We start from the raw sequence: 15,026 nt of genomic DNA, 5'->3' as shown, positions 1-15,026 counted from the left end.
TTATTTTACTTTCTTTTCAGTAGGATATTCAATTCTATGATGATATATTCCATCTAAAGTTTTCAAAAAGCTTTTTCTTATAATTTCTATATCTTTTAAGGTTAAATCACAATTTACAAGTTGTCTTGAATTAAGTTTATCATTTATTATGTTATTCACCATTTCTTCTATTTTACCTTTTGTCGGTTCACCAATTGACCTTACTGATGCTTCTACACTATCTGCAAGCATTAATATTCCTGATTCCTTGCTTGATGGTATAGGCCCTGGATATCTAAAGTCTTCTTCCTTAATTTCTTCTGGTCTATCTGATGAATTCTTAAGTTTATAATAAAAATACTTAACCAAGGTTGTTCCATGATGCTGTTCTATTATATCTTGTATTACTTTAGGAATCTTGTGCTCCCTAGCCATTTCTAAGCCATCTTTAGTATGTGATAAAATTATTAATGTGCTTAGATTCGGAGTTATTTTATCATGTGGATTTTCTTTCCCCATTTGATTTTCTCCAAAGAAATACGGCCTTTTTGTTTTTCCTATATCATGATAATATGCACCTACTCTAGCTATAACTGGATTACCTCCAACAACTTCCGCAGCTGCTTCTGCCAAATTAGCAACCATCATACTATGATGATAAGTTCCCGGTGCCTCCATAAGTAACTTTTTCATTAATGGTTGGTTTGGGTTTGATAATTCTAGTAGCTTTATATTAGTAACTACATCAAATATTGATTCGAAGAATGGAAGTAGTCCCACTGCTAATATTCCAGAAAGTAAAATGCCTATTGCAGTATATCCTGTCTGTATTAATATTTCTTTTATATTATTTGATGAAATCATACCTAAAGTAAATGATAATAAAGCTAGTATTCCAGTTATATAAATGGTTGAATATATTATATCATTTCTTTGCTGAACTTTTTTAAGACCTGTTGATCCAAGAACAACACTTAATATTGATAACACAACTACTGATGGATTAAATCCAACTATTATAGCTATAAATATTATATTTAACAAATTTACAACTAAGGATATCTTATAATCGATTAATATTGTCATAAGCATAGCACTACAAACTAACGGTATTAAATATGGAGAAATTACATTTAACCCCATTGAAATCAATATTATTATAAGATTTATACTACTTATAAGTATGATCATTTTAGTGTCATTAAATACTTCAGGCTTTTCTTTAGATATATATCTATATTGAATAAATAATACTAAAGCAACTAATATTCCTAAAGAAATAAATGAGAATAAGTAACTCTTTGTTGTACCATTATTTAAAAGACCTAATTCTTTTAAAATTTCTATTTGTCTTTCAGTTACTGGCTCCCCTTCTTTTACTATTATTTGATTTTTCTTTATTATTTCTTTTGGAACACTTTTTTGAGCTTCTTTAACTGCTTCTTCCATTTTTGCATTATCAACAAATTTATTTGGATTAATTTGAATATGGCATATATTCTTTAAAACATCCTCTAAGTCTCTATCTATATTACTATTAGACAATTGACTATCTGCTATTGACTTAGCTTCTAATAAATCTTCATATTTATTTTCTTCTATTTCTTCCTTATAAACTGTTTCTAATACATTTACTACCAAATGTTGTATCTCAGATGTCTTTTCCTTTAACTCAACTAATATCTTATACTCAGCATCAGTTAAATTAAATTCTTCAATTTTTTTTATTTCAGCTATCTTATCTTTTTCTTCCTTATTAGAAGAATTTTCAGATACAATCTTATTAAATAATTTATTAACATTTTCAATTGCTTGAGCTTTTACCTCACTTTTAACTATATACTGCTTATCTTCTCTTGCTTTAGCCATAGCCTCTTCTTCTTTTTGCTTAGTTGCAATTTCATCTACAGTATCAATAGGAGCTTTTATATCTACAGTTGCTATATCTCCAACTGAAAGATTATGCCTCTTAGGTGCAATCACTGTTAATAAAAGTAAATATATTACTAAAAACACAGTTAGATAAGTAAATCCTCTTTTGTATTTTATATCATCTTTTTTCTTTTCTTTATTCCAAAACAAGTCCATCACCCTCTAATCCATATAGTTTTTCTAATAATCTATCGGCTCATTATTTACTATATTTTGTTCTACAACAAATACTACATTTACTATTATATTTCCATCCGAACTATCCTTTGTGCTTATTATTCTATCAACCACTTTAGCTTCTCTAGTTAAATTATTATAAAGAGATTCCTCTAATTCATTTACTGCACTATCAATCGCCTCTTCTTTTGTGTATGTAACTGGAATTTCTCTCTTTTCAAAATAATTAGCCTTCTTTATAATTTTTCCACTCTCTTCTATTTTATCATACTCTTCAAAATCTTTTATAGCTTTTTTCAGATAAATTTTTTTTCCGAATACTTCTACGTATATATCACTATCTTTCTCTCCACTTCTTTTTAGCTCTGTCCCTTCTACTTTAATAGTCATACTCTTTTCATAAAAAGTATTTGCCATAACTACCCCATCTGGTACCACTTGATAAGGATCTTCTTCCTTACCATTAATTCCTTCAATAACTACATCTCCTACCTTTACCATATCTCCAATATGAACTGAAGACCTTCCTGAAAAAGCATATACTCTACTAACTTCTCCATCCATTTTAGCAACTAAGTTTCCATATTTGCCTTCTTTAATTTCTGGTGGATTAACTTTTTCTTCAATAAATATCTTTAAGGTTGAGCCTTCTATTCTTGCCCTTAACCATAATATTTCTGAATTCATGTTTTCTAACTGTTTTTCAATATCTTTTACATCTATTTCATCTTTACTTATTCCTGGTTTTATACCTATACTATACAATTGCTGTCTTAACTCATATGGAGAGACATTCTTTTTAGTATTAATTTCTATGCTCCATACGTAGGTAGATAAATATAATAATATAGTTAAAAATACCATTCCTCCTATTGCTAAGAATAGTTTACTTTTTAGTTTTCCTACAATAAATAATATCCCTGTTTTAGAAACAATTTTACTTTTCCCATTTAGATTCCTAACGGCTTCTACTAGTATATCATAATCATTATAATCTATTGATATTCTTATTGTTGCTACATCAATTCTTTTTATATTTATAACATTTACATTTTCATTCCATAATATGTTTAAAAGTCTTTCCGGTTTTAATATGTTAACTTCTACTACTACTTTTCCACTTTCAAAAACTCCTGTTGCCATATTACACCTCATATGAAATTGATCTAAATTTTCCACTAATCGTTATTGTTGAATCTCCAATATACAATATTTCAAAGTTTTCTCCTTCAATATTAATAACTTTTACTTTAGTATTTACCTTTATACTATTTCTATCAAATAATACTATTCCTTTATGATTTTCTATTGTTATTTCATCATTTCCTATAATCGTTATTTTAGGAACGTTTAATACTATATCTTTAGGTAAGTCTAATTTTTCTGCTATAATCTCTCTACTTCTCTCTATCTTTCCTTGCATAATCTTTTCTCCTTATATTTTTTCTAAGGCACATGAAGATAAATAATAAACCAAAGATGTAACGAGTATTACGCAAAATAGGCTAACATACTGGTCTATTATTTGTTTGATTGTGCCTAATAGTAATTTATGATAAGAATCTTAAGAAAATTACACATAAATAATTGATGTTTAGTAAGACTATATTAATATTTTTATCAAATAAAATTTAAAAAGAAAAAAAGCAAAAGAAATTAAATTTCCTTTGCTTTTATTTATTAGTTAATATTCTTATTATAAATTGACTTTAACTGCCTATACTAAGCTTATTAAAGCCTAGATATATATCCAATGTTATTAACACCGATGGTGTAGCCGTTCATTTAACAATTTTATTTTTCTTTGTTTAACTGCTGAGGAAGGTACTTTAACAAGATCTATCTCTTCAGAAAATCCGATTAATTAAATCCTGTTTATTCCCCTTTAAATTCAAGTATAATAATACTTACACTTATTTTTGATAAAATATAAAACTATATTCCTCAACTAAATATATTATAAAATAATATATTTAAAGTATTGGATAAGTATATTCTCCAATAATAGCTTAAATAATTAAGTTCTATTGAAATTTTAAATCAAAATAGTTCCTACTTGAACTTTCTCTTTCTAGCAGCTTCTGATTTTTTCTTTCTCTTCACGCTTGGCTTTTCATAGTGTTCTCTCTTCCTAACTTCTGAAAGAACTCCAGCTCTAGCACATTTTCTCTTAAATCTTCTTAATGCACTTTCAAGTGTTTCATTTTCTCCAACTTTTATTTCTGACATCTATTATCCCTCCCTCCGCTAGCTCAAATTAATTAATTTAACTCAGCTACGGGCTTAATAACACACGCTATATTATACAATAGGCATACCTTAAAGTCAACATCTAGATAAAAAACTTTAACCTGGTGGCCATTTTAATTCCCTTTGCCCTAAGACATGAAAATGTATATGATTTACACTTTGCCCACCATCTTTTCCACAGTTATTCACTACTCTATATCCAGTTTTCTCAATATTTAACTCTCTTACTAGTTTATTAATAACTAAGAAAATATGTGAAATAATATTTGCATTTTCTTCACTTATTTCATTTACACTTTGTATATGATCCTTAGGTATAACTAGAAAATGAATAGGAGCTTCAGGACTAATATCATGAAACGCGATTACCTTTTCATCCTCATATATTTTTTTACTTGGTATTTCACCATTTGCTATTTTACAAAAAATACAATCCATAAATTCACCCCGTTCCTTTAATTGATAATAGTCATTAAGTAATAACTTTGTTTTTTTATTATCTTACAATTATTTTTAAATATTATTAATATTTTATTATTATATAATATATCAAGTAATTAATATAGTATATTGTTTTATTTTTCAAAACAATATTTCTAGCTCACAGTGTACTGAATAGTTTTTTATAAAAGTTTTGCTATTCCATATTCATTTTCTACTTTAGTTATTTCTATATCAACTATTTTACCAGTAACGTCTGCACATGAACAAGGAACCTGAACCTTTATATAATTTCTTGTATACCCTTCATACATCCCCTCTTGTCCCTTAGCTTCCGTTTCTATAAGTACATCCATTTCTGTGCCTATAAATTTCTCTATAAATTCTTTTTCATTTTTATTGCTTAACTCAATTAATAACTTGCTTCTTTTTTCCTTTATACTTCCATCAATTTGATCTTGCATATCTGAAGCTTTAGTTCCTTTTCTTGGACTATATTTAAATACATGAGTTTTAGTAAGTTTAATATTTTTTAAGAACTCATATGTTTCATTAAACTCTTCTTCTGTCTCGCCTGGAAAACCTACTATAACATCTGTAGTTATAGAAACATCTGGCATAGTTTCTCTTAGCAATTCTACTGAATCAGCATATTCTTGTGCTGTATATCTTCTATTCATTCTCTTAAGTGTAGAGTCACACCCACTTTGTAATGATAAATGAAAATGTGGACATAACTTTTTAAATTTCTTTATTTTTTCTATAACTTCAGGAGTAAAGAATGCAGGTTCAATTGATCCTATTCTTATTCTTTCTATTCCTTCAACTTTTTCTATTTCTTCTATTATATCTATTAAATTAACATTTCCTTCTAAATCCAATCCATAAGAAGCAGTGTGTATTCCTGATAAAATTATTTCTTTAAAGCCATGTTCTGCTAATTTGTTAACTTCTTCCAATACCTTTTTAGGATCTTTTGAACATACTGATCCCCTTGAATATGGAATTATACAATATGTACAAAATCTATTACATCCATCTTGTATTTTTAAGAATGCTCTTGTCTTATCTTGGTACTCTTCTATGTTAAGTTCTTCAAACTTTTTATTCTTAAGTACTCCTTCAACATGAACTTGTGACTTTCCTTCGTCTTTAGCCTTATTTACATAGTACACAACATCACCTTTGTTTCTTGTACCAAGAACTACATCTACTCCCGGTATTTCTGAAACTTCTTTTGGTGCTATTTGCGAATAACAACCAACAACTGCTATTATAGAATTTTCATTTAATCTTCTTGCTCTACTTATAATTTGTCTTGATTTTTTGTCACCCATATTAGTAACAGTACAAGTATTTATCACATATACATCAGCTGCCTCACTAGCATCTACAACTTCATAACCTTCTCTTATGAACTTTTCAGCCATTGCTTCTGATTCATATACATTAACTCTACATCCTAATGTAGAAAATGCAACTTTCATTATTAATTTCCTCCTAAATCTCCTAGCTCATACTGAACTAAAGAAGTAGCTACAAAACCTGCTGTCTCTGTTCTAAGTATTCTACTTCCCAAAGTTACTATATAAGCTCCATTTTCTTGTAGTTTATTTATTTCATCTAATTCAAAACCGCCTTCTGGCCCAACTAGTATCCCCACAGTTTTAATTTTAGATTTATCAATATCAGTATTACTAAATAAAGTTTTAATTCCAAAATTTTCTGCATTTTCATATGGAACTATAACTATATCTAAACTCTTCATTTTATTTATAGCATCATCAAAACTCATTGGATCTACTACATTTGGTATTAAGCTTCTCTTGCTTTGTTTAGCTGCTTCTAAAGCTATTCTATTAAGCCTATCTAGCTTTTTAAAATCACCTTTTAACTTTATATCAACTCTATCTGTTAGGGTTGGTATAAACTCAGTAATTCCAAGTTCAGTACCTTTTTGCACTATTAAATCCATCTTTTGTGCTTTCGGTAATCCTTGAAACAAATATATCTTCACATTACTTTCATTGTTTACTTGAAGTTTTTCTATTATATCAACAATGACTTCTTGTTTAGTTATTATTGATATAACACCTGTGAATTCTTCTCCATCACAATTATTTAAAACTATTTTATCCCCTTCATTTAGCCTTAGTACTTTATATAAATGTTTTACATCATCACCTAATATTTTTGCTTTATTTTCTATAAAATTTTCTTTAGGAGTAAAAAATTTATGCATTGTTCATTCTCCTTAAAACTTATCTTACTTTTGCAACTATACAGTTCCATTCCCCATCTTTATTTATTTCGATTACTTCAAAACCAGTTTCTTCAAGCTTTTTAGTAACCATCTCTACTCTGTCATGTATTATTCCTGAAGTAATAAAGTATCCATTATCTTTTAAAACTCTTTTTACATCTTCTGTTAAAATGCATATAACTTCTGCTATTATATTAGCAACTACTATATCTGCTTTTCCATCAATTACTTCTACTAAATTACCATAAAGTATTTGTATATTATCTAAATTGTTATATCCAACATTTTCTTTTGCAGACTCAACAGCAACCGGATCTAAATCAACCCCTACTGCCATTTTAGCTCCAAGTTTAGCTGCAGCTATAGCAAGTATCCCTGAGCCACATCCAACGTCAAAAACAGTGCTATCAGCTTTTACATATTCTTCTAATGATTGAATGCACATTCTTGTTGTTTCATGTGTCCCTGTTCCAAATGCCATACCCGGATCAAGTTCTATTACTTTTTCGTCTCCTTGCTCTTGGTATTCTTCCCATATAGGTTTCACAACTATTTTTTCCCCTACTTTAGTTGGTTTATAATACTTTTTCCAGTTATTAGCCCAATCTTCTTCAAACATTTTTTCACTTTCTACTTTAGCTAATCCTGTATCAATTCCAAGCTCTTTAAGTTCATCCATTTTTTCATTTATGTACGTTAATATTTCATTTATATTATCTTCCTCTGAAAAATAAGCTTTAACAACTGCTACTTTACCTTTATGCTCTAATACGTTTATATCTGCAAAATCCCAAGTTAATGGACCTTGTTCTCTTTCTAATATGTCATTTGGGTCTTCAATTGCAACCCCCTTGCAATCTAATCCATAAAATATTCCTGAAACAGGTTCTAGTGCTTCACTTTTAGTTATAACTCTAACTTCTATCCAAGTTCCTTGCATTTAAATTCAGTCCTTTCTAACATACTTTGACTAATTTATTATTTTACACGTCTTCACTACAATAGTAAATATTTTATTTAATCAAAATCTATTTATCTTTGCATATATTTATATTATTTTCGATTGTACAAATTATAAATATAGAATTTATAATAAATAGCCATTATATCTATAATATAATAAATTCAAATATATTTCTATTTTTAAATTTACATACCTTATTAGCGAATTCAAAAAAGAAGAAGCCTTTCGGCTTCTCCTTAAATATTATATGCTCTTAATTATTGGTTGCATCTTTCTTTCTCTTATTTGTAAGGATACCTCCAGCTATCATTATACTTATAGCTAGTATTATTACATATGAAGAGTTTGTTCCTCCGGTTTCAGGTAAATCATCACCTTTTCCATTTTGATTATTGCTTCCATTGTTATTATTTTGATTGTTACTTCCGCCATTGTTATTATTTCCACCATTATTATTGTTTCCACCATTATTGTTTGTATTATCTTCATCAGTTTTTGTGATTAAACCTTTAATTGCATTGTTTAAAGAAACTAATGCTTCATCAACAGTTTTTTGATCTGCATCTTGATTATCCACTACATCTTTTGCATTAACTAAAGATTGTGATAATACATTCCAACTAGAAGTTGTGTATTTTTCTTTATCTAAATTCTCTGCTGAAACTATTTTTGCATTTAATTCTGTTTTATCTCCCTTCAATACTAATTTATTTATTGCTAAATTAATATTAACTTGTAATTCATCTACCTTTGATTGTTCAATATTTTCGTCTTTTAATATTTCATCTGACTTCTCTAGTAAATCAATTAATTCCTTAGAACTTGCTTTTGTATAAATTGTTAAGTCTGTTTGCTCTAATTTATTTATTACATTTATTAGATTTTCTTTATTAGCTTTTATAGATACCTTAGAAACTGCATCTAATAAGGTTTTAGTTATTCTATCAACTTCCTGTTGATTAGCATCATCTTTCTCAATTATTAGTTGAGCTTCCTTAACTATAGCTTCTAGACCCTCAACTGTTATAGGCTTATATGACCCAATATTAGAAAGGACTTTATTTGCTACACCTAAAACTGTTTCTAAAGATGTTTTATTTGCTCTAAATACTAAATTCACCATAGCTTCTCCAAGCTCATCCTTAGCCTTACTTATATCATTTTCTGTAGCATCTCCGTTTTCTGCAATTAATTTTGCATTATTTAAAGCTACTATAAATTTATCCCATGATGAACTAGTATATTTATCTTTATATTTTATTAAAGCTTCTCCTGTATTTATAATGCTTACTAATGATGAATTATCAGCTCTATCAACTAGGTTTATCATTGCTTCAAGTAATTCTTCAACCATACTATTAACATCTTCTTGAGTAGCTTCGTTATTATTTAGGATTCCCTCTGCTTTTTCAATTGCCCTTTTCAAACTTTCTACTGATGCAGGTGTGAAGCTATCTTGGTTTTGTAATTTCTCTTTTGCAATCTCTATTGTTCCTGCTAAAGTTTCCTTGTCAACCGCATATTCTAACATACTTGCTGCTAGGGTTAATTTATTAAATGCTTCGTCAACTTCCCTTTGTTGTACATACTTATTATCAAGTATAGCTTTTGCCTCAGTAAGCGCCTCAGTAAAGTTATTCCAACTTTCTTCTGTATAGTCCTCTTTTGTCTTATTCTTTAAATCATTATATAAATTAGTTAATAATGATTTATTAGCTTCTTCAGAATTTATTCCTGGAACCACTAAGTCCTTCATATCCAACCACATAACAACTGAATTATCTTCTGGATTAATTGCATATTCATTTTCTTTATTTTCAAATGCATTTTTTTGTGCTTTTACTTCTTCTTCTGTCAACGCTTTAGAGTAAACTCTGGAACTTGCAAATTTGTAATCACTTGTTCTATTTGTTTCTGGACAATATCCAAGCCATAAGGATTGATCATTTTGTACAACACCATTTGCTGAAACTGGAGCTGTTCCAAGTAAATTTCCATCAAGATATACTGATAATATATTACCATCATAACTTCCTACCACTTGATGCCAATTTCCTATCCAATTTGACGGAACATCAATAATAGCTTCTTTTGTGTACCATTTATTATCTGTAGATTTGACAAAAATATCTACAGATATTTTTCCTGAACTACCATCCCTGGTCCTTAAACCAAAACTACTATCTCCTTTGCCTATAATCATATTGTAGTCTTTACCACTACCAGTAGGCATTACCCATGTTTCAGTTGTAAATGCTTGTTTACCTTTAAATATTGAGTCAAATATATCTTCTTCATTTTCTCCCTTATTATTAGCAAGCTCTAATCTTCCATTTAGCTTAATACCGCTAATATCATCTGTGACTAAAGTAGCACTTTTCATAATAATAGGATTTATTTTATTTTTACTCTTGTCTTCTATATATGCTGGAGCTTTTCCATTAATTGCTTCTACATCTTCTACTGCTCTTACAAGCTTATTTTTAAGATCTTCTCCAACTATTTGTTTTTGTTCTTCGCTTAAATTATCATATTTAAATTTAAGGCCCATTATATCATCATATTGAGAATATGAATATACTACTAAATCCTTAATTTCTTTTGATATTTCTTTTTCGTCAAAGCCTTTAACATCTCTCCATCCTTTACTTAATTCCATTGGTGACTTATCTGTTGTATATGGAACAATTGTATATTCATAATTATATGCTTTATCATTATTTACTCTGTATTGTGGTAGTGTATCTGGTCCACAACTCTTATTTCCATTACCTTGTGATACATAATCTACTGATAATATTGTTTCTTTTCTTGGAGACCCTAATTCATATGGATGTCTTGTATTACTTAAGTCTTGAGCTGTAAAATGTAACGCACTGGCTTCAAGTAATTCCTTGCTAGTTACTAATAATGCATTATTAGTATTTGAATTCTTTAAGCTAATCCATTTAACTCCTGTCAAGTTTCCTGAATCCTGAGTTTTCAAAAATGGATAGAAGAAATTTGATACAGTATTTTCATAAACTCCCACAATTGAAGAAGTGTTTCTATCTTGATAAGATTCTATTGGTCCATTTCCATACCAAGTTACATCTTCATAATTTTCTGGTAAAGTCATTGTTGATCCTACTTTCAAATATCTTCCCATACTTGTTTTGGTTGCATCTGTTGTAAGATTAACAGTTATTTCTCCAGTTCCATTTATAGTATATATAATTTTTTCTGTTGCTCCTTTTGCGTTATTTAATACTAAATCACTTGTAATTACAGTTCTTCCATCTTCAGACTTACCTACATTTATACTATTAACAGTTATATTTTGGTTTGCATTTTTCCAAGTGCCATCATAGTTACCATTATCGTTACTTATTGGAGATCTCCAGAAGTTTGGAGTAGGTCCTTCTTCAATTAATACTTCTCCATTATAAACATAGTTATTCATTAATCCTGTTGTCTTGTCTATATTAAAAGAGAAGTTTTCTCCTGATACTAAAAACTCTGATTCTTTTTCCTCTACATCAATATCTTTTTCTGAAATAACTGGAGCTGCCTTCGGCACATTAGCAGCTACTTCAAATTGCTCATGTGAAACTTCATGACCAGCTTTTCCCCATAAAGTATCTTCCTTTAATGTTACAAAAATATTTAAATAATATTCTGAACCTGCTTTAATTTGCTCTGGCATATTATATGGTATATTTATTGCCTTGCTTTCTTTAGGCGCAACATTTACATCAGCCATTACACCGCTATCAATTACTTGACCATCCTCTAATAATTGCCAATTAAGATTATATTCATTAAGATTTTTGAAATTGTTTTCATTGTAAACATTAATTTTTCTTGTAGCAACTTCATTCTCATTGGCTTTAAACCAGAAACTTTGATATTGATATTTTACTTCATATAACTCTGGTTGAACTGTTCTATCAGCTGATATTAATCCATTATTACAGAAGTCTCCATCGTTTGGAGTATCTCCCCAGTCTCCACCATAACCATAGAATTTTCCATTTGCTTCTTCATTATAAAAAGTTTGATATACATCAGATGATGCATAATAATCCCAAACGCCATCTGAACTTTCCTCTATATTTTTTGAATAATCTATCCATACTAATACTTTTGATGAATCTGGACTTATTTCAGGATTAATATTGTATTGTGCTTTTAGTTCATCTGCTGTTAATGCATCCTTGTATATACGTGCCATTGATATTTCACCATCAAAACTTCTACTTCTTACTGTATCATATCCAACAGCTACTGGGGCTTCTGTTGAATCAACAGTTACCTTATCTGCTCTAGAAGCAACTTGAACACCATCAATAAATATCTTTAAAGTACTACCATCATAAGTTCCTGCAACTTGATGCCAGTTTCCAACCCAATTTTCCGGGAAATTCGCAGTACAACTTTTCCAACTTCCATTAGTAACTACAAAAAATTCTAATCCACTTCCAGAGCTTTGTGTCTTTAAGGCAACTTGATTATCGCCTTTTGAAAGTAATACACTATTCATATTTGTAGATGCTGGTTTTACAATTGCTTCAAAAGTAAATGAAGCATTATCTCCTGATAGTTCACTATTATATAAATTATTATTTTGGGATTCAATTATAGTATATCCATCATATGCTTTACCTGTTATTGATTCTATTTCTGCATCTACTGCTACTCCACTTCCATAAACAGCTCCATTAGCAGAATTACTACTTTGATCCTTAATGCTATATCGCTTTGGTAGTTCAGCTAAACGTGACTGATCCACCCAGTCCCATACAAAGGCTCCTATCATATTTTCTGAGCTTCTTATAGCATCCCAATATTCTTTTAAATTACCTACCGCATTTCCCATAGCATGAGAATATTCACAAAGTACATACGGCATATTTGTTGATGCTGATGCTCTAGACCATGTAGTATCTACAGTTGGATACATATTACTATCTGTATCTACTCCCCCATTCGATCCTAAACCCTCACTATGAACAGGGCGCGTATTATCACGATCTTTAAAATACCATACCATTTCAGGATACAAATTATTTGCCCCATTTTTACTATAAGACATTTCATTTCCTATTGACCACATAACTATAGCTGTTTGATTCTTTAATGTTTGGAATGAAGTATTTGTTCTATCCATTGTAAGTGGTTTTAAATAAGTTCCTATTGCATTTTGATTATTCATTAAACTATGACATTCTGCATTAGTTTCACCCATCATATATAAGCCATATTTGTCCGCTAAGTAATATAAGTATTCATCATTTCCATAATGTGATGTACGAATTGCATTGATATTAAATTGTTTCATCAATTCAACATCTTTTTCTAAAACTTCTCTTGGAACATGCTTACCATACACTGGATCAGTATCATGACGATTTGTTCCTTTAAATAATAGCGGTTGACCATTTATTCTAATAGTATCATAAGATGAAGTTACTCTATTATAATCAGTTCTATTGTTTACGGCACTACTAGTAAATGTTATTTCTCTAAATCCAAGCTGTTGTGATAAACTTTCTAAATGGCTTCCTCTACTATCTTTCAATGTCATTACTAATGTATATAGATTTGGATTCTCTGCTGACCATAATTTAGGAGAAACGATAGTTTTAAGCCCTTTTACTTCTACTGTTTTATTAGATTCTATATTGGATATAGGAATAATCATTTCATCATCTTCTAATATATTAACTCCACTTTCATCAAAAAGTTTTACATCAACTTTATAATTAGAGGAAATTTCTGATGATAAATTTTTTAATTTTAAAGATAAGTCTAATTCTGCATTAATAAAATTTTCATCTAAATCAGTAACTACTGAATAATCATATATATGTGTACTAGGAGTTGATCTAAGATATACATCTCTAAATATCCCTCCATCATAAATCATATCTTGATCTTCCATCCAGGTACCATCACAAAACTTATGAACTTTTACAGCCAATAAATTTTCTTCCCCTTGAGGATTTAGATAATCTGTAATATCAAAATCATGTGGTCTATAACTATCTTCGCTATATCCAACTTCCTTACCATTTACATATACATAATAAGCTGATTCTACACCTTGAAATGATATATAAACTCTTCCATTATCTTGTATCATATTTTCATTTAACACAAAATTCTTACGATATAAACCAACAGGATTATAGTTCACTGGTGCTTTTGGAACGGTTACATTTTGATCATATTTGCTTTGCCAAGGCATTTGCACATTTGTATATATTGGAAAATCGAAGCCATAGCTTGTCCAGCTTGCTGGTAAAGAAACATTTTTCCACCCATCATTATTATCTAATTCATAATTAGAATTCATAAAACCATTGTCTAAGAACTTCTGTGCTTCACTGGCATTTTGCACTACTGTTAAATCCCAATCATTATTTTCACCTGTTAATAGCTGATAATAATTTGATCTTTCCTTTTCATAATTCAAAGCACCAAGACGAGCTGATTCTACATCATGATAAGCAACTGTTGAAGTAGATGATTCCTCTCTATTTATTCCAAACACATCTACCGCCCTAACTGTTTTACCTTTGAGATCAGTATAATCTATTCCCATATATTCCTTGTGAGTAAATTTTTTATCATTTGGTCCAAGTTTTGTTTCTGCCTGTATTAATTCTGGCCATTTTTCCCCCTTCCATGGTGTAATTTCTCGATTTACTGTTTCTATTGCTGCTGCATCTATTGGAATTGATTGTCCTAAGATAGATAAAACTAACGTGACTAAAACACTTAGAGATATTATTCTCTTCTTTTTACGATACATATTTTACCTCCCTAAATTATTGTAAATTATCAAATCAAACACACCTTAGTAAACATTTAATTAAATCTAACTTCTATATTTATAAAATAAATCTCCTTGGTAAACGTTTAATATTGGGGTTTTACTATCCCAGTACAAAATAAGGCATGTTTGTTAAGGTAATTTCCTACTTAATTATAATACCTTTTTCCAATATTTTACATATGATATTATTAGTTAAATCT

General features: G+C 29.3%; 9 protein-coding genes. All 9 read right to left on the bottom strand.

Annotated elements, in window-relative coordinates:
• Complete coding sequence (locus ABDZ60_RS17715) at positions 1 to 2,067, bottom strand: HD family phosphohydrolase (protein ID WP_343779974.1); 2,067 nt, start codon at positions 2,065 to 2,067, stop codon at positions 1 to 3.
• 24 nt (positions 2,068 to 2,091) lie between these two features.
• The gene (yqfD, locus tag ABDZ60_RS17710; RefSeq protein ID WP_343779972.1) at positions 2,092 to 3,231 is read right to left on the bottom strand and encodes a sporulation protein YqfD; all 1,140 of its coding nucleotides are present in this window, start codon (positions 3,229 to 3,231) and stop codon (positions 2,092 to 2,094) included.
• Between the two features lies 1 nt (position 3,232).
• Positions 3,233 to 3,511, bottom strand: a complete 279-nt coding sequence (gene yqfC / locus ABDZ60_RS17705; RefSeq protein ID WP_343779970.1) for a sporulation protein YqfC — start codon at positions 3,509 to 3,511, stop codon at positions 3,233 to 3,235.
• 629 nt (positions 3,512 to 4,140) lie between these two features.
• Positions 4,141 to 4,317, bottom strand: coding sequence for a 30S ribosomal protein S21 (gene rpsU / locus ABDZ60_RS17700; protein WP_003441547.1), 177 nt, complete (start codon positions 4,315 to 4,317; stop codon positions 4,141 to 4,143).
• Between the two features lie 117 nt (positions 4,318 to 4,434).
• Positions 4,435 to 4,776 (bottom strand): histidine triad nucleotide-binding protein, encoded by a 342-nt coding sequence (locus ABDZ60_RS17695; RefSeq protein WP_047000362.1) that lies wholly within the window; start codon positions 4,774 to 4,776, stop codon positions 4,435 to 4,437.
• Positions 4,777 to 4,961: 185 nt separating this feature from the next.
• Positions 4,962 to 6,266 carry a tRNA (N(6)-L-threonylcarbamoyladenosine(37)-C(2))-methylthiotransferase MtaB gene (mtaB, locus tag ABDZ60_RS17690; RefSeq protein WP_343779966.1) on the bottom strand — a complete coding sequence of 435 codons (1,305 nt, stop codon included), beginning with the start codon at positions 6,264 to 6,266 and terminating at the stop codon, positions 4,962 to 4,964.
• Between the two features lie 2 nt (positions 6,267 to 6,268).
• The gene (locus ABDZ60_RS17685) at positions 6,269 to 7,021 is read right to left on the bottom strand and encodes an RsmE family RNA methyltransferase (RefSeq protein WP_343779964.1); all 753 of its coding nucleotides are present in this window, start codon (positions 7,019 to 7,021) and stop codon (positions 6,269 to 6,271) included.
• Between the two features lie 19 nt (positions 7,022 to 7,040).
• On the bottom strand, positions 7,041 to 7,982 hold the full coding sequence (gene prmA / locus ABDZ60_RS17680; RefSeq protein WP_016207168.1) for a 50S ribosomal protein L11 methyltransferase: 942 nt from the start codon (positions 7,980 to 7,982) through the stop codon (positions 7,041 to 7,043).
• A gap of 277 nt (positions 7,983 to 8,259) precedes the next feature.
• The gene (locus ABDZ60_RS17675) at positions 8,260 to 14,802 is read right to left on the bottom strand and encodes a glycoside hydrolase family 2 TIM barrel-domain containing protein (protein ID WP_343779960.1); all 6,543 of its coding nucleotides are present in this window, start codon (positions 14,800 to 14,802) and stop codon (positions 8,260 to 8,262) included.
• Positions 14,803 to 15,026 lie beyond the last annotated feature (224 nt).

This window comes from Clostridium sartagoforme (genome assembly GCF_039521405.1).
Lineage (GTDB): Bacteria > Bacillota > Clostridia > Clostridiales > Clostridiaceae > Clostridium > Clostridium sartagoforme.
The sequence above is the reverse complement of the archived record's forward strand: the minus strand, read 5'-3'. Positions and strand labels throughout refer to the sequence as shown.